The 25,545-nt window shown below is 68.1% G+C and carries 17 protein-coding genes; 9 read left to right on the forward strand and 8 right to left on the reverse strand.

Annotated features, from left to right (window positions below):
* The first annotated feature begins 69 nt into the window (after nucleotides 1–69).
* Entirely contained in the window at nucleotides 70–1,395 is a 1,326-nt protein-coding gene (locus tag LZC94_11940) for a glycosyltransferase family 2 protein (protein WXB17962.1), read from the forward strand.
* Nucleotides 1,380–3,353: a glycosyltransferase family 39 protein gene (locus LZC94_11945; protein ID WXB17963.1), complete on the forward strand. Its 1,974-nt coding sequence runs from the start codon at nucleotides 1,380–1,382 to the stop codon at nucleotides 3,351–3,353. Before LZC94_11940 ends, LZC94_11945 begins: the two co-directional genes overlap by 16 nt.
* Before the next feature lie 4 nt (nucleotides 3,354–3,357).
* Here the strand turns inward: LZC94_11945 and LZC94_11950 are convergent, their stop codons facing one another.
* From LZC94_11950 to LZC94_11960, 3 genes are all read right to left on the reverse strand, one after another.
* The gene (locus LZC94_11950) at nucleotides 3,358–6,930 is read right to left on the reverse strand and encodes a hypothetical protein (protein WXB17964.1); all 3,573 of its coding nucleotides are present in this window, start codon (nucleotides 6,928–6,930) and stop codon (nucleotides 3,358–3,360) included.
* 109 nt (nucleotides 6,931–7,039) lie between these two features.
* Entirely contained in the window at nucleotides 7,040–8,887 is a 1,848-nt protein-coding gene (locus tag LZC94_11955) for a DUF2079 domain-containing protein (GenBank protein WXB17965.1), read from the reverse strand.
* Between the two features lie 44 nt (nucleotides 8,888–8,931).
* A complete protein-coding gene (locus LZC94_11960; GenBank protein WXB17966.1) occupies nucleotides 8,932–10,719 on the reverse strand; it encodes a hypothetical protein in 1,788 nt (595 codons plus the stop codon).
* Nucleotides 10,720–11,125: 406 nt separating this feature from the next.
* Here LZC94_11960 and LZC94_11965 point away from each other — a divergent pair, with 406 nt between their 5' ends.
* A complete protein-coding gene (locus tag LZC94_11965) occupies nucleotides 11,126–12,130 on the forward strand; it encodes a PIG-L family deacetylase (GenBank protein WXB17967.1) in 1,005 nt (334 codons plus the stop codon).
* A gap of 16 nt (nucleotides 12,131–12,146) precedes the next feature.
* Here the strand turns inward: LZC94_11965 and LZC94_11970 are convergent, their stop codons facing one another.
* Both LZC94_11970 and LZC94_11975 read right to left on the reverse strand, forming a co-directional pair.
* On the reverse strand, nucleotides 12,147–13,046 hold the full coding sequence (locus LZC94_11970) for a PfkB family carbohydrate kinase (protein WXB17968.1): 900 nt from the start codon (nucleotides 13,044–13,046) through the stop codon (nucleotides 12,147–12,149).
* 11 nt (nucleotides 13,047–13,057) lie between these two features.
* The gene (locus LZC94_11975; protein WXB17969.1) at nucleotides 13,058–15,022 is read right to left on the reverse strand and encodes a DUF885 domain-containing protein; all 1,965 of its coding nucleotides are present in this window, start codon (nucleotides 15,020–15,022) and stop codon (nucleotides 13,058–13,060) included.
* 83 nt (nucleotides 15,023–15,105) lie between these two features.
* On the opposite strand from LZC94_11975, the gene LZC94_11980 reads away from it, so the two are divergent.
* Both LZC94_11980 and LZC94_11985 read left to right on the forward strand, forming a co-directional pair.
* Nucleotides 15,106–16,221 (forward strand): pyridoxal-phosphate dependent enzyme, encoded by a 1,116-nt coding sequence (locus tag LZC94_11980; GenBank protein WXB17970.1) that lies wholly within the window; start codon nucleotides 15,106–15,108, stop codon nucleotides 16,219–16,221.
* Nucleotides 16,222–16,280: 59 nt separating this feature from the next.
* A complete protein-coding gene (locus LZC94_11985) occupies nucleotides 16,281–17,909 on the forward strand; it encodes an NAD-dependent malic enzyme (GenBank protein WXB17971.1) in 1,629 nt (542 codons plus the stop codon).
* A 19-nt stretch (nucleotides 17,910–17,928) separates the two neighbouring features.
* On the opposite strand, the gene LZC94_11990 is transcribed toward LZC94_11985, so the two are convergent.
* Nucleotides 17,929–19,482 (reverse strand): serine protease, encoded by a 1,554-nt coding sequence (locus LZC94_11990; GenBank protein ID WXB17972.1) that lies wholly within the window; start codon nucleotides 19,480–19,482, stop codon nucleotides 17,929–17,931.
* A 98-nt stretch (nucleotides 19,483–19,580) separates the two neighbouring features.
* On the opposite strand from LZC94_11990, the gene LZC94_11995 reads away from it, so the two are divergent.
* Both LZC94_11995 and LZC94_12000 read left to right on the forward strand, forming a co-directional pair.
* Complete coding sequence (locus LZC94_11995) at nucleotides 19,581–20,819, forward strand: threonine synthase (GenBank protein ID WXB17973.1); 1,239 nt, start codon at nucleotides 19,581–19,583, stop codon at nucleotides 20,817–20,819.
* 55 nt (nucleotides 20,820–20,874) lie between these two features.
* On the forward strand, nucleotides 20,875–21,654 hold the full coding sequence (locus tag LZC94_12000) for a nuclear transport factor 2 family protein (protein ID WXB17974.1): 780 nt from the start codon (nucleotides 20,875–20,877) through the stop codon (nucleotides 21,652–21,654).
* On the opposite strand, the gene LZC94_12005 is transcribed toward LZC94_12000, so the two are convergent.
* Nucleotides 21,590–22,609, reverse strand: a complete 1,020-nt coding sequence (locus tag LZC94_12005) for a DMT family transporter (GenBank protein WXB17975.1) — start codon at nucleotides 22,607–22,609, stop codon at nucleotides 21,590–21,592. The genes LZC94_12000 and LZC94_12005 overlap by 65 nt on opposite strands.
* A gap of 742 nt (nucleotides 22,610–23,351) precedes the next feature.
* Between LZC94_12005 and LZC94_12010 the strand changes: the two genes are divergently transcribed.
* Together LZC94_12010 and LZC94_12015 are read left to right on the forward strand one after the other, a co-directional pair.
* Nucleotides 23,352–23,540 carry a SlyX family protein gene (locus tag LZC94_12010; GenBank protein ID WXB17976.1) on the forward strand — a complete coding sequence of 63 codons (189 nt, stop codon included), beginning with the start codon at nucleotides 23,352–23,354 and terminating at the stop codon, nucleotides 23,538–23,540.
* A gap of 132 nt (nucleotides 23,541–23,672) precedes the next feature.
* Nucleotides 23,673–24,302, forward strand: coding sequence for a hypothetical protein (locus tag LZC94_12015; protein WXB17977.1), 630 nt, complete (start codon nucleotides 23,673–23,675; stop codon nucleotides 24,300–24,302).
* Between the two features lie 199 nt (nucleotides 24,303–24,501).
* On the opposite strand, the gene LZC94_12020 is transcribed toward LZC94_12015, so the two are convergent.
* Entirely contained in the window at nucleotides 24,502–25,530 is a 1,029-nt protein-coding gene (locus LZC94_12020) for an aldo/keto reductase (GenBank protein ID WXB17978.1), read from the reverse strand.
* Nucleotides 25,531–25,545 lie beyond the last annotated feature (15 nt).

Raw genomic sequence — 25,545 nt, forward strand, 5'->3', positions numbered from 1 at the left:
GAAGTCTTGCGTCAAACCGGGGTCACGCTATCGTCCGGAACGAAACGTGGGGGGCGAGCTCAACATACAATGATCCGCGCGTCTCACCTCAAACGCATCGCATCGGCCACACTTGGAGCGCTGCCTTTCGTCGGCGCGTTCGCGAGCGTCCTCTGGATGCTCTGGGGAAGCGGAAGCCTCCAGTCACGCGGCGTTGGTGCGCTCGGTGACTGGGCCATTGGTTGCGCGACCCACCCCATCGGCGCCATCGTTCTGATTCAGGCGCTCTACACGGGGCTGCAGAGCCTTCTGTGGATGCGGTACCGGCCCTTCGAGCGCCCCGAGGGCGTGGTGTGGCCGAAGGTCTCGGTGGTCATCCCCGCCTTCAACGAAGGCCCGATGGTGGAGCGAAGCATTCGCTCGGTCGCGCGCTGCGCGTACCCGAAGGAGCTGCTCGAGATCATCGTGGTGGACGATGGATCGCGCGACGACACCTTCTTTCACATGCAGCGGCTGCGTCGCGAGTTCCCCGACGTCGTCCGCTTGATCCGCTTCATCTCGAACCGCGGCAAGCGCGCGGGCCTCGAGGCGGGCTTCCGCGCGGCCACCGGCGAGATCGTGGTCACCATCGATTCGGACAGCGAGATCGAAGCGCAGACCATTCACGAGATGGTGACGCCCTTCTTGGTGGATCCCAAGATTGGCGGGGTGGCGGGCCGGGTGGCGGTGCTCAATCGCGATTCGATCATCAGCCGCATGCTCGAGGTGCAGTACGCGCTGGCCTTCGACTTTGCGCGCGCCGCCCAATCGACCTACCGCTGCGTGGCCTGCTGCCCGGGCGCGCTCTCCGCGTTCCGCCGCGAAGCCATCGTGCCGCACCTCACCGAGTGGACGAACCAAACGTTCCTCGGGCGGCCCGTGGGTCACGGCGAGGACCAAGCGCTCACGAACATCGTGCTGCGCCAGGGCTACGATACCGTTTATCAGCGCAGGGCGGTGGTCCACACCCTGGCGCCGACCACGTACGGCCAGCTCTCGCGCATGTTCGTGCGGTGGGACCGGAGCTACATCGTCGAGGGGTTCTCCTTCGCGAAGTTCATGTTCAGCGGCTACCGCGAGAAGAACCGCGTGCTGCCGGTGGTGACCTTCATCGTCTCCAACATGCGCCTGGTGCTCTTTGCGTGGGGCATCGTCGAGCTGCCCCTGGTCTTCACCGAGGACCTGACCACCTTGGTTCACGCGAGCATCGCGCTGGCCGTGGGCGCGCTCTTCTCCGCCGCCTATTACCTCCGCATCGAGCGCAGCTTCCGCTTCATCTACGGGCTGCTCTACGCGCTCTTCAGCGTCTGCCTCCTGCAGTGGATCCTCCCGTGGGCGCTCATCACCGTGCGCGATGAACGGTGGGGCACGCGCTGAGACGCTGGCTGCTCGACGTTCGCTTCGTTCGTCTCCTTCGTCTCTCGAGCGTCGTTTTTCTCGTTCCGCTGGTCGTCTACCTCGCCGTCTACCTATGGGCGGGGGAGGCCTTTCAGCCGTCGCCGGACGGGTATTACTCGTGGTTGTTCGCGCGGTCGCTGGTCTTCGACGGCGACTTCGACTTCACGAACGACTACGCGCTCTGCGGCGACGAGTTCGACATCGGCATCGTTCATGCGACAGGCCGCCCCGACAATCCGTTCTATGTCGGGCCCGCCGTGTTCTGGACGCCTTGGCTGCTCGTGCTCCGCGCCGGGTGGACCGTCTTTTTGGGCGCCCAGGCGGCCGAGCGCGCGTCGTGCGGCGGCTGGATGACCGTCCTTGGTTTGCTCACCGGGCCGCTCGCGGGCGCGCTGGTGGTCTGGCTCTCGTACGCGACCGCGCGCATGGTGGTGAGCAAGCGCGCGGCGGCCGCGTGTGCGCTGCTGTTCGCGTTTACGTCGCCGCTGTTCGGGTATTCGACCACCATCGCGCAGTACTCCCACGTGTACCTGACGCTCTGCGTGGCGGTCCTGGTGTACGTTTCCTTTCGAGCGGTGTCGTCCCAGCCTTGGGCCCGAGGGGGCCGCGCGTGGGGCCTCGTGGCGGCAACCTTGGCCGTGGCGGTGCTGCATCGGCTGCCGGCGGTGCTCTATGCGGCCATTCCGGCGGCGGCGGTCGTCATCCTTCTTTGGCGCAGGGCGCGCTCGCGCGGGTGGGCTGCGGGGAGCGTGGTGCTGGGCACGGCCTCGGGGATCGGGCTGACATTCGGCCTTTACGTGTACCTGTATGGCTCGATGTTCGTGACCCCGCAGGGATCGTATTACGTTCACCTTTCGCAGCCGAATCCGTTTCTTCTGCTCTTCGGCGTGCAGGGCGGGTTCTTCTTCTGGATGCCTGCGGCATGGCTCGCCGTGGCCGGTGCGGTTCTGGCGCTGGTGGGGAAGCGCCCGCGCGCAGTCGACCCGCAGCCCGGTGCGCCTGCGGCGGAGGCGCCGCCTGCGGCCGAGGTGCCGCCTGTGCTCGGAGCGCCCGAGCTGCGTATCGTCGCGCTAGGGTGCCTCGCCGCGGCCGCGGCGGAGGTGTACGTCTCGTCGTCGGTCCTCGATTGGTCGGGTCGCTTCTCGCTCGGGGCCAGGCGGCTGCTTCCGCTGACCCCGATCGTCGTCCTGTTCGCGGCCTTGGTCGTGGAGCGGCTCGTTCGATCGATCCCCCGGCGCGCATTCGACGGTGGCGCCGCGATCGGGATCGGGCTCACCTTGATCAACAACGTCCCTGCGACGACGAGGATCCCGTATCGCTACCAGGATCTCACGCAAGAGCAGCTCTACGGCGCGTGCTCGCCGTTTCGGCCGCTGTGGGCATGGGCCGATCGCCACATCGGCGACGTCGCGCTGCTGCCCGCCCAGCTCTACTTCCGCTACCGCTACGGCCTCCCCCCGGCGGGTTACCGGGCTGCGATCGTTCGCCGTTACCAGAAGGAGCTCCGCAATTTGCAGGACCAGACCGCGGAGTTTCGCTTTGGGAACGCGTGGATGCGGGAGACGTCCACCGGGTTCGTGTACGCCGAGGATGGCGCGCGCATGACCGGCGATGAAGCGCGCGTGGTGTTCGCCGCCGAGTGGCCATCGGCGACGCACGTCGCGGTGCTCGCCAAGACGAACGAGCCCGTCGAGCTCCGCATCGAGCGCGGCCCCGCGGGCGCGCACCCGCCGTTCTTCACCGCCACCCTCGCGCCCACCCGCGAGCCCGTCTGGATCGAGCTTCCGGTATCGGGCGCGGCGCTGCGATCAGGGTTGAACGAGTGGATCTTTCGGAAGCAGGGGACGGCCGATCTGGTCCTCGTGGCCATCAAGCCCGACGATCATGCCCTCCCCAAACCGGCCGGCAACGCCTCGACGCAGCCTCGAAGGAACTGAACCATCACACGGACGACTCCGGCCCGAGGCTCGTTGGCTCGGCGCGCGCGGAGCTCGTTCGCTCGGCGCCGGCTCGCAGTACGCGGCGGATGGCGCCGTCGGGGAGCTCGTACGCCTCGGGGCCCGTCAGATCGCCGATGGGCTCCACCAAGCCCGTCTCGCCGAGCAGCCGCAGCATGACGCTCGCCGCCTCGTGCGCGCGGCGGCGGAGCTCCTCCTCCGGCAGGTGGCTGGTGAGCCCCGTCGACGCGAATTGGGCCAGAACATGGCGCTCCGCGATGGCGCTCAGCTGGGCGACCGACACGCGGCCTTCGACGGCCAGCTTGCGCAGCATGGCGCCGGCCGGTCCTTGCGCCTCCGCGATCTCCGACTCGACCCAGACGCGCAGCGGTGCGCCTTCGCGCTCCTCGCGGGCGATGGCCTCGCGCGCGCCCTCGATGCCGATCTGCACGGCGCCGAGGCCGCCTTGGCGGGCATGGTCTGCGTCGTAGAGCTCCAGGATGGAGGCGCCGATGCGGCGGAGCAAGAGCGGCACGCCTTGCGCTTGCTGGACGATGAAGTCCAGCGCCTCGTCGTTGAAGCGGATCCCCTGGCGCGCGCCGAGGCCGCGCATCATTTGGCCGGCCGCCTCTTGCTGCAGGTGCGGCACGCACACGGCGGGGTAGGCGCCGATGATCGATTGCCCGCCCAACGTGCGGAGCGGCGCCCAGAGGAGCGGGTGCAGGGCCGAGCAGAGGATGATGCCGACCGAGGAGCTCCCGCCCGTTCGCGGGGCATCGCCCACCGCGTTGCGCAGGCGCCCGAGCAGGATGGCCAGGGCGTCGAGCACATGGCCGAGGCGCTCGGGGCCGACCGTCAAGAGCTGCTCGATCTCGTCGACGATGAGCAGGATGGGCGGCGGGCGGTGATCGGTGAACGGTGAGCACGCCGCCGACAGGGCGCGGATCCAGCGGGTGAACGCCGCCGCGTCGATCTCGGCCCCGGGCGGCTCCGGGATGTCCGCCTGCGGGTAGAGCGTGCGCGCCGAGTCCACCAGGCGCTCGCAGAACGAGCGAAGCACCGCGTCGACCGCGCGCCCCGGATCGCCCACGAACGCGAACTCGTGATGGAAGCCGGCGAGATCCACGTAGGCCGAGGGCCCCGTCAGACGGCGCGCGACCTCGAGGGCGAGCGACGATTTTCCAAAGCGCCGGAGCCCGGTGACGATGGACCAGCGGCCCGCCCGCGTCTCGGCCAGGAGACCCGACACCAGGCGCTCGCGGTTCCAGAACTGGCTCGACGACGTGATGCGCCCGCGCATGTCGAAGGGGTTGCCGCGCAGGCTCGTCTCCTCCACGAGCTCCAGCAAATCGGAGGCGTTGTGGGCCCAATGAAGGCGCGAGATGGCCAGCGGCAAGACGTGCATGGTGCGCGCGCCGCCTTTGGCCGCCCAGTCGAGGATGGCCCGCACGGCCCCCAGCGAGAGCGACGCCGTGTCCTCGTGCAGCAGAAAGACCACGCGCGCGCCCACGCGGCGGCTGATGGCCACCGCCTGATTCACGTCGCTCTCTTGGATCTTCCCGTCCGGCGCGTCGACCCGCGCGACGCTGGCGCGCGTTCCCCACGGCTCCCACGCGGGATCGTGCGGCAGCTCCACGATGAGCACGTCGTGGTGGGAGGGGAACACCACCCGCATGGGATCGGGGCGCGAGGTGAGCCCCAGGGCCCCGAGCCGCTCGCCGGCGGCGACCGCCCACTCGGAGAATGCGCGGCGCGCGCGGTGCATGCGCATGCCCCAGACCAGGAGGGTCACGGCGAGGAACAGCACGAACGCGGCGCCGATGGTGACGCGGGCGCGGTGGGTCCACACCTCGTCGAGCTCCAGCTCGATGCGGCAGTCGTAGAACGACTCGCGCGGGAGCTCGAGGCACTGCTGGCACCGCGCGTCCGGGATGCCCACGGCCTGGCACGACGTCTGGCGCGAGAACAGGTGCTTCACCCAGGCGCCGTACGTCTTGGCCTGCGCGAAGCGCACCTTTTCGATGGGCGCGTGGGTCGCGGGGTCCACGCGCCACGGGGCCGCGGCCGGGGGTTCGCCGAAGCCGCGCGCGATCTGCGAGAGCTGGTGGATGCTCTCGCCCACCGCCTCGCCCTCGCCGTGCCGGTCCTGGCACGCGCGCCGCAGACGGGCGAACGACGTCTCGGGGACGCGCACGTCGACGATGACGATTTCATCCGGCGACGGCGGGCGCTCGAACGATCCCGGGATGGTCGCCGCGCGCCCTTCCCAGAGGAGCCGCGCATACTGCGAGCAAACTTGGAGCGGAAAATCGTCGTCGGCCGGGTTGGTCGCGATGGCCGCCCAGCGCTCCACCGGCGAGCGGATCTCGGGGGGCGGCGCCGTGCAGGCCGACGGCATGGCAAACTCCTGCATCGCGCGCACGGCACGTCCGCAGGTGTCGGCCGGTGAGCCATCGCGGGCGCGCGAGCGGATGTCGTCGATGCGCGCGAGCGTCTTGGCCGTGAGGCGCTTGGGGCTCGGCAGCTTCGACTCGAGCCAGGTGCGGAAGGAGGGCTCGCCGCCCGCGTCCTCGAGGAAGCAGGTGAACAGCTTGGAGTGGGCGGCCGCGGCGACGTCCGAGTAGTCGGTGCTGCGGGCGGTGATGTGCGGGGTCGGGAAGTCTTGCGCCCACGCCAGGATGCGATCGGGGCCCACGTCTTGGCACTCGGAGGCCCACACGTCCTCGATGCGGCGGCGCACGAGCAGGGGCCCGGTCGACTCGAAGAGCTGCTGCAGCTGCCGGGCGCGCGTGCACGCGGGGGTGGGGGTCTCCTCCGTGCAGCGCGCGATGTAAAGGTACGACTGCACCAGGCGGAGTGCCGCCGAGACGGGCGGGCTACCCTGTCCGTTCGGCGCAGCGTGGGAGCGGTCGACCTCTTCGACCAGCTTGGGCTCCAGCGGCGCGGTGGACGAGAACCAGCCCTCGATGCCGGTGGCGCCCCCGGTGCGAATGCGCTGCCACGCTTGGGGCGCGGCGAGCCGCAGCGCCTCGGTGAGCAGCCGGCGGTAGAACATCGGCTCGTGGGGCCCCTTGCCGATGAGACGCTCCACGGCCCTCTCCGCCGCGGTCGTCCCGGTGGGAGCACGCGGGAGCGTGTCGCTCTCGCCCGCGCCGAAGGCGGCCAGCTGTCCGAGGGCGGCCGTGGACGTCTCCCACCCTCGAAGCAGGGCGCTGAGCTGCATCTGCTCCTTGCTCGGCACGCACGAGCCCACGTTGGCCACGCGCCCGTCGAGCAGCGAGCGCGCGAAGCTGGCCGCTTCCGTGCAGAGTGCATCCTTCGACGTGCGGCACGCCTTGTCGCTCGCCTGCGCATCGTCGAGCTTGTTCGACGTGGAGGAGAGCTCCTCGTTGCACGTGGCGCGCTCGCCCTCGGCGGTCTGCCGATGGCGCTCGCAGGTCTCGAGCGTGCGCCGCGTTTCGGCGAGCCGCTGCTCGATCGCCACGCACGAGACCGCGCCTGCGTCCGGGGCGTTGGGGGGAGCCGCAGGGGCCGCTATCGCCAAGGTCGTGACGACGAGGGCGATGCACAAGGTCACTATTCTTCGAAAACCGAGCATGGACTGGATGGGAGACTCTTTTCGTAGACCGAACTTACCCTTCAATTGGAAGAAAAGAGCCGCGTGCTTCAAATGCGCTTGAGGTTGGTCACGGCGGCAGCCTCTCGTAAACCGCACATGGGTTCCAAGGGCAAGCAAAGAGTCGAGCGACCCGGTCCGCATGCGCGCGCACCCATTGCGCGCCCGCGCTGTCGTCCTCGACGCTGAAGACGCGCACGTGCTCGCGCTCGAGCAGCTCCCCCACGCGATCGGGCGTCAGATCCTTGGGGATGAACACGACCCGGTAGCGCAAGTCGGGCTCCCAGGACAGGTACGCCGTGTCCGTGCGATCGTACGCAAAAGTTTCGTGCTCACCGATGCGCTCGCGTGCGCCTTGGTACAGGGCGTTGGGGCACGAGATGGGGATGGAGTTCGCGCGCTCGGGATCGGTCATGCGCGCATACGCCCAGAGCGACGATGCGCCGCCAAAGGGCCCCGCCGCCAAAATGCCCGGCCACGCATACGCCATTTGCGCGATGCCCACGACGCTGCACGCCGCGAGGATCACGGGTCGAATCGTCATTCGCAGCGTCGAAAGACGGGAACCGCACGAACCGCGCGAAAGACGGGAAAGGCGCGACAGCTGCGGCGCGGCCAGCGCGAGGACCAGCCCGGGGAACGGCAGAACGAAGCGGGCCCACGTGGGGTACGGGTTCGCGAAGATCGCGAGCAGCGCGACGACGAGGGTCACGTTCCGCGCGCGCACGAGGCCCCAGAGCGCGAAGGGCAGGGCGACGAGAAAGAGCGGCCCGTATCCGCCCACGCGAACGTCGTACGCGGCCAGGTGCGTGAGGTTGAACCACGATTGGACCATGCGCACGGGCAGGGGGCCCAAGGTGGGCGAGAGATCGGGCGAGGGATCGAGCACTTGTTTCAGGCTCACCGTGCCCGGAAGGTGCAAGGGGCCCACATCGATGGCGACGGGCCAGGTCGGGTTCCCATGCCGAACGAGGTTGCTTACGTACGAGCTGACGCCGAAGGCCGTCGCGAGCGCGATGGCCACCAGGGTCGGCCCCACGAGCTTGGCCCGCGCCCCGCGCACGACCAGCAGCAGCCCGAGCACGGCGGCCGCCAACGGGGCGCTCGGCTTCGATCCGAGGAAGAGCCCCAGGGCGAGGCCGGCCAGGGCGATGCTTCGAGGCGTCGGCGCCGCGAGCACGAAGTAAACGGCGGCGAGGTAAAACGCGGCGCTGCCGACGTCGACGTAGTTGGTCGGGAGCTCCATGAAGACCGCAGGAATGACGATCCACGCGCAGCCCGCGGCCAGGGCGTGCGGCCGCTCGGCGCCGTGCATGCGCGCGATGCCCGCGACCGCCATGGCCCCGAGCACGCCGAGGGGCACCTGCGCCAGATCGACGAGGCGGTCGTCGGGGAGCATGGCCCGCATGGCCACGGTGAACAGCTCCACGTTGTGCGGGTACGTGGAGAGGTACGGGACGTCGGACGGAACCCCCGCCTGGCCGTGACCCATGGTGAAGAAGTTCACGTATGGCAGATGGTACGCGAGCGAATCCCACGCCCAGATGGGCAGCCAGCGCGCCACGAGAACGGCCGAGCCGAGGGCCGCGAGGGCCACGAGCAGCATGGGAAGCACCTCGAGCGACAGCGCGGCGCGAAAGGGAAAGGCGAAGCGGCGCTCGCGTTGGACGAGGACGAGCGCCACGGTGACGATCCCCAAGGACACGGCGGCCGTGGTCGGGGTGAAGAGCCGAACGGCGCCGAGGAGGCTCACATCGGCCACGACCAGCGCCAGGGCCAGCACGGCGCCGCCGAGCGCCCGGTGCGCGGCGTTCTCGGGGAACGCCAGGCTCCCCAGCCGCGCGGCGACGAACATGAGGGCGGGGACGGCGAGAGGCAGGAGCCCCCAGGCTCCGGTGAGGGTCGCGAGCGCGCTCATGTCAGAGGCCCCACGCGCCCGGGATGGTCGGCCATGAGGTCACGTCAGCGTCTTTCGTATACGGAACCCGGTCCGGTGCGAAAGGAAAAGAGCCGCTCGAAGCGCTCGGGGTGGGCCTGGGCCCAGCGCCCGACCGCGCTATCGTCTCGGGTCATCACCACGCGGACGTGCTCGCGCGCGAGCACCTCGTCGATGCGCTCGCCCGACGCCTGCTCGCCGATGGCGACCACCGGGTACGTGAGCTGCCCGTCCCACGCCAGGTAGTAGAGCAGATCGTCGCCGATGGCGAACGCGTACGTCTCACCGGGCCCCACCCGGCGTTGTGCCTCGAGGTACGGCGCGACGGGCCCGCCCACGCCGATGGCCATCCTGCGCTCGTCGTCGGACATGCTCGCGTAAGCCCGAAGCGGCGGGCCGCCCGCGAACAGGCCCGGCCATGCGTAGACGATCTGCGCGATCCCCAGCGCGGCGGCGCCCGCGAAGACGAGGCTGCGCGGGCGCGGCGCGAGGCGCGCGAGGTGGGGCGCGGCGAGCGCGAGCACCATCGCAGGAAAGGCGAGGACATAGCGGGCCACCTCGGGCGCGGGGCTCGCGAGGGTCGCGGCCAGCGCAACGCCGAGCGCCACGCTTCGCGCGCGCACCAAGATCAGGACGGCGAAGGGGAGGGCGACGAGAAAGATGGGACCGTAGCCCCCCAGGCGCATGTCGTGCACCGGGGGCGCGGCGAGCGCCGCCCACGACGAGAGAAGGCGCCAGGGGAGAATCCCGTGGGCACGGATGACCAGCGGCCCGCCCCCGAGGAGATCGTTGGCGCTCAAGGTGCCGGGCAGGTGCAAAGGCCCGAGCACCACGTTCACCGGCCACACCGGATTGCCATAGTGGATCCAGTTGGTGATGTACGTGTCCGCGCCAAACGCCAAGGCGGCCGCGAGCGCGAGCAGCGCGGCGGCGCCGAGCTTTGCGCGCACGCCGCGCACGAGCAGGACCAAACCGAGGATGGACGCGGCGACGGGGGCGTTCGCTTTGGAGCCCAAGTAGAGCCCCAGCGCGATGCCCGCGGTCATCAAGGTGGCGCGCGTGGGCGGCGCGAGCACGAAGTAGATGGCCGAAAGAAAGAACGCCGCGCACCCCACGTCGATGTAGTTCGTGGGCAGCTCCAGAAACGTCGCCGGAACGAGGATCCACGCGGCGCCTGCCGCGACCGCGTGCGCGCGCTCGGCGCCGGCGAGGCGCGCGATACCGGCCGTCGCCGCCGCGCCGGGGATGGCGAGTGGAACTTGGGCGAGGTCGACGAGCCGATCGTCGGGGAGCATGGCCCGCAGCGCCACCATGAACCGGTCGACGTTGTGCGGGTAGCTCGAGAGATACGGGATGTGCGTGGGCACCGCGTCCAGGCCGCGCCCCACCAGCACGAAGTTCACATAGGGGAGGTGGTAGCCGAGCGAGTCCCACTGCCAGATTGGGAGCCAACGCGCGACCAGGATCGCGATGCCGAGCGCGGCCCCGGCGACCACCAGCAGCGGAACCGTGTCGCGGCTCAGGACGGTGCGAAGCGGAATGTCCAAGCGGCGATCGCGCCGCAAAAGACCCAGGCCGACGGCGGCGATCGCCAGCAGCAGCGCAAACACGCCGAACGACACGAGATGGACCACGCCTGCCAGGCCGACGGTGGCCACGATGAGGGCCAACGTGAGAAGGGGCCCACCCACGGCGCGGTGCGCGGCGCTCTCCGGGAACACGAGGGCCCCGATCCGGATGGCGACGAAGATGCACGCGGGCACCGCGACCGGCAGAAATCCCCACGCACCCGTGAATGTCTCGAGAAAGGTCAACGTCGATCGCGCATACCGCATGCGAGCGTGAATGCCAAATCGTTACGCACGCGCACATATCCGGATGGCGACGAAGATGCACGGGGGCACCGCGACCGGCAGAATCCCCACGCACCCGTGAATGTCTCGAGAAAGGTCGACGTCGATCGCGCATACCGCATGCGGGCGTGAATGCCAAATCGTTACGCACGCGCACATATCCGGATGGCGACGAAGATGCACGGGGGCGCCGCGACCGGCAGAAATCCCCACGCACCCGTGAATGTCTCGAGGAAGGTCGACGTCGATCGCGCATACCGCATGCGAGCGTGAATGCCAAATCGTTACGCACGCGCACATGCGTCGGCGCAATACACACATGGAGCGGCGCGCGCCTTGAGGTATATAACGCGGTGAAAGAGTCGGAATGATTGAAGGTAAGCTTCGGCGCTATGGTTTGGGCCTCTTCGCCGGTGCCCTGATGGTCGGTGTTCTGGTCGTGAAGGGAGGGACCGCGCTTTCTCTTCCGTCTTCGCCGCCCGCATCGGCATCTGGAGCTGGCACCCCGGTGGAGCTCGCGCCCGTCGATGTTGTCATTTTCGCGCCGCACCCCGATGACGAGACGATTGGATGTGCAGGCGTGATCCAGCAGGCGGTGGCCGCCGGCAAAAAGGTGCGCATCGTCTTCTCCACCCTGGGCGATGGATACTCGCTGGCGGCGGGGATGCTCTTGCACAAGGACGAGAGCACCCTGGCCCAGGCCGACTTTTTGGCGCTCGGGCGCGCGCGCCAGCAAGAGGCCATCGACGCAAACCGCACGCTCGGCGTCAACCCGGCAAACCTCGTCTTTCTCGGCTACCCCGACGGCGCCTTCGATCGCGTGGCGGCCAATACCGACGGCAAGCCCGTGGTATCGCCCACCACCGGGCGCTCCTCCACCTACGGTCCCGTGGTGCCCGACTACCACGCGAGCGCGCACGGCCAGCCCGCCTCGTACACGCGCGCGGAGGCCCTCGCCGATCTCACCGAGGTGCTGCGTCAGTCGCACCCCTCGCAGGTCTATGTCACCGATCGAAATGACGCGCACCCCGATCACAAGGCCACCTACGAGTTGGTCAAGGCCGCGGTGGAGGCATCCGGCTACAAAGGCGCCTTCTTCACCTTCGTGGTGCATAGCGGCCCGCCCCTCGATTGGCCCTGGCCGCAAGGCGCCACCCCGCAAGCTCCATTTCAGCAGCACACGGCGAACGGCCACACCTATCCGCTCGGCGTCCCGTGGCCGCCCAATGTGCGCGTGCCGATGACGGTGGCCGAGTCGGTGCTCAAGGCGAACGCGCTGGCCGCGCACCGCTCGCAGTGGAACCTGCCCTCGGATCGCGGCCTCCTCGGCGCGTTCGTGAAGTCCGAGGAAATTTTCTGGACCGGGCGCTGAGCCGCGGACCCGCGACCTAGGATCCCATCCGGCGGCGAACGTCGTCCGGCGTGGGGAGCGCTTCGATGCCGAACCCCTCGAGGGAGCACGACGCGGCGGCGCAAGCCCAGCGCGCGGCGTGAATGGGATCACCGTCTTGCTTCAACGCGGCAAAGAACGCCGCGGCAAAGACATCGCCCGCGCCCGTGGGATCGACCACATGGGCGGGGTAGGCGGGAACGTCGGTCGGCCGCCCCGAGACGAACACGGTGGCCCCGCGCTCGGCGCGCGTAAAGACCACGAGCGGCAGCATGGCCGCGAGCTTGCGCACCAGAGGCTCGTCGTGCTGCACGTCTTCCTCGCTCAAGACGACGATTTCGCGACCGACCCAGGGCAGCTCCAGGAGGGTCTTCGGATCGGTCGTCACTGACTTGGACGGATGGATGGTGCGCAGCCAGCCCTGGGGCGTGGCCCCGACCAGCGCGCCCTCGAACAGCTTGCAGCCGTCCTTTGGCACCTCCTGGATGATGGGCGCAAGGTGCACGATGGCCGCCTTCTCCCACCCCGCGGGGAGCGCACCGGCCGCGCCGGCCGCACCCGCACGCGCGCCGGCCGCACCCGCGCCGCCCGCACCCGCACCGGCCGCACCCGTCCCGAGCTCGATGCTCCGCGCCCGCGCGTGCACCGTTTGAACGCGCCCGGTCTCGAGGTAGCGATTCTCGAACACCGTGGTCACGGGCGAGGACTGCCGCACCACGAGCAAATCGGACGGCAGCATCGACAAATCGAAGTCGTCTGCGCACGCCGTGATCACGGCCGTTCGAAGCCCGAGCCGGTGCGCCGTGAGCGACGAAAAAAGCCCCGTACCGCCCAGCCGCGTGGACCCATCGGGCTGCCGATCCGCGCAGATGTGCCCAATCACCAAATAGTCAATCATCGATGGCCCGATCAGCGCGCCGGGGCCGGCGCCGCGGCAGACCCGGCAGGTGCCGACCCGGCAGGTGCAGACGTCGGTGCCGGCGCGGGCGGCGCCGCGATTAGACCGCGCAGATGACGGAACGAGGGCTCGCCGAACGACAGGAGCCGGTCGTGGTACGTGCGCTCGGTGAAGCCCGGCTGCTTCTCCGCGATGGCGCGCAGCTTCATCATCTCCGTGAACCCGTAATAATACGTCGTCAACTGCGCGCTGGTGAGCCGCGCCCGCTGCCACTTGGCGACGGCCTCGCCCTCTTCTTGGAAGCCGTCGTTCATCATCAGCGCCAGCGCTGCTTTCTCGTCCATCGTGCCGGCGTGGATGCCATGATCGAGGATGGCGTTGCAAGCGAGCCGCAGCACCATTTTCTGCCGTTGAAGGCGCACCTTCGGCCCCCCGAAGCCGTGCTGGGCCATGAACCACTCGGCGTACACGGCCCAGCCCTCCACGAACGCCCCGTTGGCGAAGACGGCGCGCACGTTCGACTTGAACCGGTTGGTGTGCATCGCCTCCAAGTAGTGACCCGGCATGGCCTCGTGGATGGTCAGATCCGCGAGCATGCTGCGGTTGTACTCGCGGTAGAACGAGTCGACCCGCTTCTTGGGCCAATCCGACGGCGTCGGCGCGATGGCGTAGAAGGTCTCCTGCTTCTTCTCGAGCGGCCCCGATGAATCGCAGTACGCGATCGAGACGCCGCGCCGGTACTCGGGCATCTCGATGATGCGACAGGGCTCGTCGGACAAGCCCACCAGGTTCTTCTCGCGCACGAACGCCGTGGCCTGCTCCAGCAGCTGCTGCGCCTCGGGGATGATGGTGGCGTTGGTCGAGTGCTCGGCGCTCAGCTGATCGAGCACCTTCTTCACGACCTGCCGTCGCTCGGCGGGCGACTTCGGATCGAAGGCGGCGCGGATGCCGTAGAGCGTGGGCCAGAGCTCGCGCGCGGTGGCGTACATTTGCTCCTGCGTCTCGGTGAGCAAGGCGCGCGCGCCCTTGGCGATGGCGTCGATGTCGACCTCGTCGTCGAGGACGAAGCGGAGCTTCTTCTCGAACTTGGCGCGGCCGAGGCGCAGATCGCCATCGCTCCGCGGCAGGACCTCGTGCTCCAGGAACGTCTGCAGGTCCTCGAGGCTCGCGGCCGCCCTCTTGGCCGCCGCTTCGACCTCGCGCCGAAGGCCGGGCGACACCTTGCCGAGCTGCTCCGGAAAGCCCGCCTTGCAGAGCGCGATCAGGCCCTTGTTCTGCGCGATGGCGGTCTCCGTCTGCACCCGCGCCGGATGGCCCAGGCGCTTCTTGGCCGCCGCCACCAGGGTGGGTACCCCGCGCAGGCGGTTGCGCAAGCTCTGCATCCGCTCCTCGATGGGCGCGAACTCCCGCGACACCAACGGATCGATGCCCTCGCCCAACGCGGTCGTGTACAGGGTCGGGTTGAGGACCGCCTCGCGCAGCTCGTCGAGGCCGAACTGCCAATAATCGAGCTGGTTCTGTAGAATGGCGGCGTCGATGCGGTTCTGCACGCCCAGCCCCTCGCGGCGGATCTTGTCCAGCTCCGCCCGCGTCTGCGCGATGAACTGACGGGTGACCGCCTCGCCGGCCTCGCTCAAGTCGGGCCAGCGGCCATCGTGCCGGTGCTCTCCCAGGCGGGTGGCGTCCACCGGCAAGAGCTCCAAGTAGCGCGCCAAGAAGCGCTCGCCCAGCCGCTGGAATGCTTGGTCCTCCGGGGTGCCCACCTTGCTCTCCTCGTGCATCGCCGTGTGCGCCTCATGCTCGCCTCCGGAGGTGAGCGCCATGGTCGGCGGCGGTACATCGGGCGGCGGGGGCTCCCGCGAGCCGCACGCCGCCGCGCCCGCGATGGGGACCAGGGCCGCGAGCATGACGGGGTTGACGAAAATTCCAAACCGCGGCCCAGGCGCGCTTTCCTTGCGGGTCTTTCGTGTACGCACCCTCGCTGTTTATCTCATTTTAGATGCCATTTGAACGGATTGCCCCCTGGATCTGGCGCGATTCACGCACTAGACGGAGGACCATGGCAGCCGAATACCTCAATCCACGTACGGGGGAAACCTACGCTCTTGACGTGCCGCGTTGGTGCAGCCCCGATCGCGCGCCGCTGCTCCTGACACCGCAGCCGGGCATCACGCGCGACGGTGTCGACACCTCCACGCGAAGTCTCTGGCGGTATCGTGCTGCGCTCGCTTTATCGATCGCGGAGCCCATCACCCTGGGCGAGGGGTGCACCCCGCTGGTGCCGCGCGTTCTTCATGGTGCGCGCGTGCACGTGAAGTGCGAGTGGTTCATGCCCACCGGCAGCTTCAAAGATCGCGGCGCCTCGGTGATGCTCTCGTTTCTGCGCGCCCAGGGGATCGACGCCGTGCTCGAGGACAGCTCCGGCAACGGCGGCGCCGCCATCTCCGCGTATGCCGCAGCAGGCGGCCTGCGCGCGACCATCCTGGCGCCCGCGTCCACCAGCCCCGCCAAGACGGTGCAGATGCGCGTGCACGGCGCGGCGGTGGATCTGGTCCCCGGCACCCGGCAGGATACGTCGGACGAGGCCGTGCGCCGCTCGGACAGCGTGTTTTACGCGAGCCACAATTGGCATCCGTTCTTCCTCGAGGGCACCAAGACCTTGGCCTACGAGCTCTGGGAGGATTTGGGCTTTTGTGCGCCCGACAACGTGATCGTCCCCTGCGGCGCGGGCTCCAATGTGCTCGGCTGCGAAATCGGCTTCGCGGAGCTTCTGCGCGCGGGCGCCATCGCGCGCATGCCGCGCATCTTTGCGGCGCAGCCGGCCAACTGCGCGCCCATCGCCGATCCCGGCGCGCCCATTCTTCCGACCCTCGCGGAGGGCACGGCCATCGCCCAACCGATCCGTCGTTCGGAGGTGCTCGCGGCCTTGCAGTCGACCGCGGGACGCGCGGTCACCTCCACCGAGGCCGAAATCGCGGACGCCACGTTCGATCTCGCCAAGCTCGGCATCTACGTGGAGCCCACCAGCGCACAAGTTGCGTCGGTGTTTGCGAAATTACTCGCATCCGGCACGATTGGGGCGCATGAGACGACGGTGCTCGTGCTCACGGGCTCTGGCTTGAAGGCGACTCCCCGCATGGCCGATCTGCTCGAGCTGCGGTCGAGACCCGCCTGAACGTTGCGCCGAACGACGACGCGATACGCAATCGATAACGTGGAAAAAAGGATCTGGGAATGACGATTCCGTTACGTGGCGCCCCTCTCTTGCGCGATCCGCGGTTCAACAAAGGGACGGCTTTCACCCTGGAAGAGCGCGAATCTTTGGGCCTCCTGGGCCTTCTGCCGGAGGGGGTCGACACCCTCGAGAACCAAGTTCGCCGCGCGTTCACGCAGCTGGCGGAGAAGAACAGCAACCTCGGCAAATACATTTACCTGTCGAGCCTGCAGGACAACAACGAGACGCTCTTCTACAAGGTGCTCCGGTCGGCGCCGGCCGAGCTCCTGCCGCTGGTGTATACGCCCACGGTGGGCGAGGCGTGCGAGCGATACGGCCATATCATGCGCCGCGCGCGCGGGCTCTATGTCCCCATCACGCGAAAAGGGCATGTGCGCGAGCTCTTGCGCAACTGGCCCGTGACCGACGTGCGCTTCATCGTGGTCACCAACGGCAACCGCATCTTGGGCCTCGGGGATCTCGGCGCCAACGGTATGGCCATCCCCATCGGCAAGCTCGCGCTCTACACGGCCTGCGGCGGGGTGCCGCCGGAGCTCGCGTTGCCGGTGCTCATCGACTGCGGCACCGACAACGCCAAGCTCCTGAACGATCCGCTCTACCTCGGCTTGCGCCGCCCGCGTCCCTCGGCCGAGGAGCTCGACGAGTTCGTGGAGGAGTTCGTCGAGGCCGTGAAGGAGGTCTTCCCGCGCTGCTGCATCCAGTTCGAAGATTGGGCGGGCATCGACGCCATGCGCCTCTTGGAGCGCTACCGCGATCGCGCGTGCTGCTTCAACGACGATATTCAAGGCACCGCCGCGGTGGCCCTCGCCGGTTTGATGGGCGCGACCCGCATCACCGGAACGCCCCTCGCCCAGCAGCGCGTGCTCTTCCTGGGCGCAGGCTCGGCCGGCCTCGGCATCGCCGGCTTGCTCACGCAGGCGATGGTGCTCGACGGGCTCTCCCTCGATCAGGCGCGGTCGCAGATCGCGTTCTTCGACGTTCATGGGCTCATCGAATCGACCCGCACGGATCTGCACGCGTTCCAGAAGCCGTACGCGCACGCGCACGCGCCCACCACCGATTTCGTGGAGGCCATCGAGGCCATCCGTCCGACCGCCATCGTGGGGGTGAGCACGGTGGCGCGAGCCTTCGACCGGAGGGTGATCGAGGCCATGGCCAAGGTCAACGCGCGCCCCATCATCTTCCCCTATTCGAACCCCACCTCGCGCTCGGAGTGCACGGCCGAGGAGGCGTACCAGTGGTCGCAAGGGCGCGCGGTCTTCGCCAGCGGCAGCCCCTTTCCGCCCGTTCGCTACGAGGACAAAACGTTCGTGCCGGGGCAGGGGAACAACGTGTACATCTTCCCGGCCATCGGCATGGCCGTGTACGCGACCCAGGCCACCCGGGTCACCGACGAAATGTTCATCGCCGCCGCCCGCGGCGTCGCCGAGCAGGTGACGCAGGCCGAGCTGGACGTGGGCCTCATCTACCCGCCCCAGTCCGTCCTGCTTCAAACCGAGCTCTTTGCGGCGACGCGCGTGGCGGAGATCATCTACGACCGCGGGCTCACCCGCATGCCGCGCCCCGACGATCTCGAGGGGCTCATCCGCGCCCACGCCTACGTGCCCGAGTACCGCAGCATCCCTTGAGCGGCGGCGCGCTCGGATCCTACGGCGTATCGAGGATCCCGGCCGCGTAGCGGATGTCCTCGATGTAGAGCTTCTGGCCCAAGCTGGCGCGATCATCGGCCGCCAGCTGGGCGAGGAGCTTCTTGGTCTCGTCGGCCTTCATCTGACCGTCGTTGTTGAGCCAGAGGGCGGTGGCCGCGATTCCATTGAGCGACAGCTCGTAGTGGACGGTCTTCGTATAGTTGCGCACGAAGTTGGCGATCGAGGTCCCGCCGTAGTCGGTGACGCCAAAGACGGCGAGGTAAATCGAGAGCGAAAAGTCGAGCGGGGGGCGGACGTCGGACAGCATTTGCTGCAGCTTGCCCCGCGCGACGGCCTGGCTCTCGTTGCCGCTGCGTTCGAGCGACGCCGGGGCGTAGGTGATCATCTCGAGCGGGAGCTGCCCGTTGAACGCGCGGTACTTGTCGAAGGCGCTTTGAAAGCGCGTCCTCCACGCCGCCTTGGCCTCGTCGCTCGGGCAGAGGTGATAGCCGTCGGATTTGGCGCTGGCATCGCACACGATCCAGTTGATGGCATCGGTGCAGGGCGCGAGGGCGGACGCCAGATCCTCGGGTGAATCGAAATCGGCGCGGGCGAGGCCTTTGTCGCACGCCGCGCCCAAGATGGTCACCAGATCGCGCGTAGGGTTCGGCGGCGGATCCGTCGTGGGGTTCGCGGGGGGATCTTGCTTCACCGTCGCGGTGGAGACGTGCGCGTTCAGGTAGACGGATTGATGCTCGGCGATGTCGGCCTCGGTGGCCGGCTGGGTGAGCGATCGCGTGGCCGGCGGGAGCGGCGCGTTCATGGCCGCGACGACGGCGGCCGAGGCGGTGCCGATCGAATAGACGTTGATGCCTTTGCGCGTGACCAAGTCTTGGGCGGTGGGCCCGCGGTGAAGCAAGCCGACGATCTTCCCATTGTCATCGAGGAGCGGCGAACCGCTGTTGCCCGGCAGGATGAAGGCCGTGCTCTTGAACCACGTTCCATAGGTTTGCGCGACGTCGCCCGAGGTCCACTTCTTGAGCTTCCCCTCCGGGTGGCCCACCACATTCACGTGCGTGCCCAGGAGCGAGGCCGAATCGCGCGCCTCGATGGTCAAAAACTGCGGGGTCGCGAGCCGCTCCTGCGTCCTCTTTCCATCGGTGCCGACCTTGTACGCTTGCAATACGGCCATATCGAGCCCCGGGTCGATGTGCTGCGGCTCGACGAAGATCTCTTCGGCGCTGCGGACGGCCTCGTAGCGCTGGTACATGCGCGTGATTTTGACGTAGCAGCCCTCCTTCGGACACACGTCGACGCCGAGGACATGGTTGTTCGTGAGGAGCAGGCCGTCGCCCGAAATGAACGAGCCCGTGGCGTACGATTCGGTGGTGCGGATCCGCACCACCGCTTGGGCTGCGGTTCGAATGGCCGGCGGCGCCTCGGAGAGATCTTTGAATGCCGAGAACTCGGGGATGTCCCCCGATCCCGGGGGGTCGTCGTCGGACGAGGAGCAGGCGCTGGTGGCGGTGGCCGTTGCAAGGAGTAAGAGCGCGGTCAAGCGATAGGCGTTCATTGGAAACGATCTCCCTTGGAGTCGAAAAAGCTCGTTCGACAGTGTCTCGATCTATCGCCCGCGCCAAGTACCAAGTTTCCGCTATTCTCCCGGTCGCCATGACGGATCCGGTAACGAGCGCCACGCGTGAGCCGAAAAGTACAGTATCCCCCTTTTCGCACCCTTCGCATTTGTCGCACCTGGAGTGCACCGCGTGCGGCGGTCGCCACGACGCCGATCGGCTGCTGCGCCTCTGCCCGGATTGCGGCAAGGTGCTCTATGCCCGCTACGATCTGGCCGCCGCGCGGCGCACCCTGACCAAAGAGTCGCTCGCCCTGCGCCCGCGCGGCATGTGGCGCTGGCGCGAGATCATGCCGGTGCGCGATGCCTCGCACATCGTCTCGCTCGGCGAGGGCGACACCCCGCTGCTTCGCGCGTCGCGCCTGGGGCCCAACCTCTTCATCAAAGAAGAAGGCGTCTGCCCGACGGGATCCTTCAAGGCGCGGGGCATTTCGGCGGCCGTGTCGCGCGCGCGGGAGCTCGGCGTCACCAAAGTGGCGATTCCTTCGGCGGGGAACGCGGCCTCGGCGCTGGCGGCGTATGGGGCGCGCGCGGGCATGGAGGTGCATGCGTTCATGCCCGTCGATACGCCGCTGCTCAATCAGAAAGAGTGCGTCGTTTATGGCGCCAAGGTGACCCTGGTGCGAGGGCTCATCAGCGACTGCGCGGCCATCGTGCGAAAGCGCGCGGAGGCCGAGGGCTGGTTCGATATCTCCACCTTGAAAGAGCCTTATCGCGCGGAGGGCAAAAAGACGATGGGGCTCGAGCTCGCCGAGCAATTCGATTGGGAGCTCCCCGACGCCATCATCTATCCCACGGGCGGCGGCACCGGCATCGTGGGCATGTGGAAGGCGTTCGCCGAGCTCGAGGCGGTGGGGCTCATCGGGCCGAAGCGCCCTCGGATGATCAGCGTGCAGGCCGAGAACTGCGCGCCCATCGTGCGCGCGTTCCAGCGGGGGCTCGATCACGCGCCGCCTTGGGAAAATGCGTCGACCCGCGCCAGCGGGCTGCGCGTCCCGAGCGCGGTGGCCGACTATTTGATTCTCCAGACCATCCGCGAATCGGGCGGCACCGCGCTGGCGGTGAGCGAGGATGAAATCGACGTGGCGTTGCACGAGGTCGCCGCGCGCGAGGGGATCTTTGCCGCCCCGGAGGGCGCTGCCACGTGGGCGGCCGCCAAGCGGCTCTACGCGGATGGAACGCTCCGCCCCGAGCAGCGGGTCGTGCTCTTCGATACGGGTACCGGGTTGAAGTATCCCGACTTCGTGCAGCTCGATCTCGAGGTGGTCGATCCGTAGCCGTTTTACCCGCAGAACCTTGGCAAACCCCCATCGCCACTCTACGAGGCTTTCCATGTTCCTTTTTCGTTCTCGGGTGCCCGCGGTCCTCCTGGCTCTCTCGGCTCTCGGCGCCTTGGGCGCAGGCAGCGCGGGCTGCGCGGCCCAACCCGGCGGAGGAGCCACCGCTCCGACCCGCGGGGGTGGAAAGGACGAGCTCGTGCAGGTGACGCAGGAGCTGCTCGACGCCATCGCGCCCGGGAAAAAAGAGGTGTGGGATCGCTACTTGGCGGCCGACGCCATCTACACCGACGAGAACGGAAAGACGTTTACGCGCAAGGAGTTTTTGGAGGAGCTCAAGCCTTTGCCGCCGTACGCGCGCGGGACGCTGAAGATCAAGCACTCCATCGTGCGCCTCTCCAGCGATCACGCGGTGGTGGTGCACCAAGACGAGGAGAACGAGGAGATCTACGGGCAGAAGATCACCACCGGCTTCGTCATCACCGACACCTGGCGCCTGCGGCAAAATCGTTGGGAGCTCTTGGCCTCGAGCGTGGTGGGCCTCGCGTCGGATCCGGTGGCGGTGAAGCTCGGGTCCGCGCGGCTCGATGCCTTCGCGGGGGAGTACTCGGTCGGCTCCGGCGCGAGCTTCGTCGTGCGGCGCGAGGGCGATCATCTGGTCGCCGCGCGCGAGGGGCGCCCGCCGATCGCGCTCTACGCCGAGGGGGATGGGCTCTTCTTTGCGCGCGGCAGCACCGATCGATGGGCCTTCGTGGCCGACGACTCGGGGGCTATCGCGGAGATGAGGCAGCGCCGTCGTGGGAACGACGTGGTGTGGAAGAAGAAGCGTCCTTGAGCGGCTCCGGTTCGGCGGGCGCGCGTCCGATCTGAGCGAGGATCACGCCCACGAAGAGGGTGGCCGCGCCCGCGAGCTCGATGGCGCTGAGCGTCTCGCCGAGCAGGAGCCATGCGGTGGCCGACGCCACCACCACCTCGAAGGTGCTCAGCACGCCGGCCACCGGCGAGGGCAGGTGACGCAAGGCCAAGAGGCCCGTGACATAGGCGGCCACGGTGCCGATGACCACGACATACGCGAGCGCGGCCCACGCCGGTACGCTGACGGGGCCCAGCTGCGTGCTGTTGGTGAGGCTATCGAGCGGCAGCCGCCACATCGGTGAGATCACGTTGGAGGCCACGGCGCCCACCAGCGCGCCCATGGCCGAGAGCCCGAACGGATCGCGACCGCGGGTCCCCCGCTCGCCCAAAAGAAAATACGCGGCGAGGCAGACGGCCGCGCCCAAGCCGGCCAGCGCGCCGAGCCCATCGAGGGTCAGGCCCTTCCACACTTGCTCGATGAGCCCGAGCCCGGCCACGGCGAACCCAATGCCGAGCCACGTCGTGCGCGCAAGGCGCCTCTTCTCCACGAACCTCGCCCAAAATGCGACCAGGACGATGGCCAAATACTCCAAAAGGAGCGCCACGCCGACTGCGAGGCGCGAGAGCGCAACGAAGTAGAGCGCCTGGACCCCGAAAAAAGCCAGCAATCCGTACGCGAGGAGAAACGGCAGATCCCTGGGGGTCACCCGCAGCGACTTGGGGTCGCGCGCAAACGCAATCAGCGTGAGGAGAATGGCGGCGCCGGTCACCCGCAGCAGGACGACTTCGAGCGGCGAGAGGCCCACCAAGAGCAGCGCCTTGACGGCCGGACCCGCCGTGCCGAAGCACACCGTGGACAAGAAGACGAGGAAGACCCCGAGCGAGGGGCGGGCGCTGGACTTGGAATCAGGGGACACGGCGTAAGCGGAGACCATAGGGTCAGTCTGCTAACGGCGCCAGGGTAGCGTTGGATGGAGCCGCTCGCGCGGTCCGCCCCGGGCTTTGCGTCGCTGCCGCTGCACGCAGCCAATTGGCGGGGGGTCGATTCCGCGAACCGGCGTTTTCGACCAACGGGGTCGCGGTGGGTTGCCGCGAACCGGCCGCGTTCGACTGCCACCGTTCCCCGCGCCGCGCTCGAATTCCACGCCTTCGGCCTCCGCCGACTCCACGCCCCGCGCCGCGCTCGAATTGCGCTGCCCCAGGCCTCGCCCGATTCTGCGCGCCGGGCCGCGCCCGGATTCTGCGCGCCGGGGCTGCGCTCGGATTCTGCGCGCCGGGCTGCGCTCGGATTCTGCGCGCCGGGCTGCGCTCGGATTCTGCGCGCCGGGCTGCGCTCGGATTCTGCGCGCCGGGTCGCGCTCGGAATTCTGCGCGCCGGGCTGCGCTCGAATTCTGCGCGCCGGGCTGCGCTCGGATTCTGCGCGCCGGGTCGCGCTCGGATTCTGCGCGCCGGGCTGCGCTCGGACTCCACGCCCCAGGCCTCGCCCGATTCTGCGCCGGGCCGCGCTCGGACTCCACCCCCCAGGCTGCGCCCGATTCTGCGCGCCGGGCCGCGCTCGGATTCTGCGCGCCGCGTCGCGCTCGATTTCGGCGCCCCGGCTCGCGTTTCGTACGGAGAACACCGGGGATGGTCGATCCCGCTCACCATGACGGTCCCAGGGAGGCTAGGTTGCGCCGATGGAATCGCGATTGACCGAACTGGAGATTCGTTATTCGCATCTCGAGCGGCTCGTGGACGAGCTGAATCGAGTCGTATTCGAACAAGGCAAAACGATTGACCTGTTGCGCCTGGAGTTGCTTCGCCTGCGCAGCCTGCTGGAGGAGAGCGGCGAGGCCATCAAAGACGAAAAGCCGCCGCATTACTGACACGATATCGACATCGTATTTGGACTCATCGACATCTCGGCTTTCACGTAGTTGGAATGACGACGTGATTCTGCGGTTAAGTCGTCATTTAGGGGGTTGAAGTGGGTTATGCGACGCGTTAAACGAACGCGCATGAAAACCCTATTTACTGCCGTCCCTGTTGGGATATGGGCTGTCATTTCGACCTGTGCGTTCATGGGCTGCGCTGCGTCCTCCGATGATCCGTCCGCCCGGGCAGGTGAGTCGTCGGGTGAATCCTCCGGCCAGGTCTCGGAGCCGCTCGCCGAGGCGCCGGACTCGGTGGTGGGCGCCTACGAGTCGACGACCCCGACCACCGGCTACCCCGACCTTCGCGCCATCGTCTTCACCCGCCACCGCGCGGGGAATGGGCTGGAGTTCTTCGCCGACGTCGACACCGGCATCCGCTGCGTCACCACCCCCTGTCCATCGATGGCGCGCATCGAAGGTTGGTACACCGCGACCGATCGCGTCGTCACCCTCCACACCACGCGCGTGGTGGTCGTCCCTCGAACGGACGTCTTCGACGAGGGCCGCTTCGACGGCACCTACGACTACCGCCGCGAGCCGAACGGGGCCTTCGCCGTGACCCGCGAGGGCGAGACGCGCCATTTCCAATCCGTCGACACGTACTGCCGCGCCGACAAAGATTGCGATCATCAAAGTTACATCCGGCCCTATTGCTTGGGCCACGCCATCTGCGGCGATGATTCGCGCTGCGGCTGGCAGTGCGGCAACCCCTAGCTCGAAATTCGTTTTTACGTATCTTAGTTACTTATGCGCTCTCCACCGGAGCGCCAAACATAATCGGAACGATGGAACGAGCTTGCCTCGTGCCGCTCGCGGCTTTGGGCCGATGGGCCTCTTGCGCGCGCGGCACGGGGCGTATGCCGTATGGCTCTTTATGCCGTATGCCTCTTATCGAGCTAGTCTCGATCCCAAATCAAACCAACGCCGGATTGCGCTCGTACCCGCGCTGGTGCCAATAGGGGTAGACGGGGGTGGTCGCGCTGGCCTGGTCGAGCTTGGCCACCTGCGCGGCGGTGAGGCTCCAGCCCACGGCGCCGAGGTTCTGACGGAGCTGCTCTTCGTTGCGCGCGCCGAAGATGACGCTCGACACGGTGGGGCGCTGGAGGACCCAGTTGAGGGCGATCTGCGCGACGGTCTTGCCTGTCTCTTTGGCGATTTCGTCGAGCACGTCCACCACCTGGTACACGTACTCGTTGGACACCGGCGGGCCGTTGTCGACGGTGACCTTGGTGTGAAGGCGGCTGGTCTCCGGCAGCGGCTGACCGCGGCGAACCTTGCCGGCGAGGCGTCCCCACCCGAGGGGGCTCCAGACCAAGGTGCCCACGCCCTCCGCCACGCCGAGCGGCATGAGCTCCCACTCGAGCTCGCGACCAATGAGCGAATAATACGCCTGATGAGCCACATAGCGTGTAAGGCCATATCGGTCGGAGGTCGCCAGCGATTTCATCAGGTGCCAACCCGAGAAGTTCGAGCAGCCGATGTAGCGGACTTTGCCGGACTGCACGAGATCGTCGAGCGCGCGGAGCGTCTCGAAGATGGGCGTCTGGGCGTCGAAGCCGTGCATTTGGTAGATGTCGATGTAGTCCGTGCCGAGCCGCTTGAGCGAGCCCTCGCAGCTCTTGATGAGGTGGTGGCGCGAGGAGCCAACGTCGTTCGGGCCTTTGCCCAGGCGAAAGCTGGCCTTGGTGGAGAGGATCACCTGCTCGCGGCGCCCGCGAATGGCCTGGCCCAGGATCTCCTCCGAGAGCCCGTCCGAGTACACGTCCGCCGTGTCGAACATGTTCAGCCCGGCCTCGAGGCAGATGTCGACCAAGCGCGTGGCCTCCTCCACATCGGATTTGCCCCAGCTGCCGAAGAATTCGCCGCGGCCTCCGAACGTTCCCGTGCCGAAGCAGAGAACCGGTACCTTGAATCCCGAACCGCCAAGCTGCCTGAACTCCATACGTTCTCGACCTTT

The organism is Sorangiineae bacterium MSr11954 (genome assembly GCA_037157815.1).
Lineage (GTDB): Bacteria > Myxococcota_A > Polyangia > Polyangiales > Polyangiaceae > Pendulispora > Pendulispora albinea.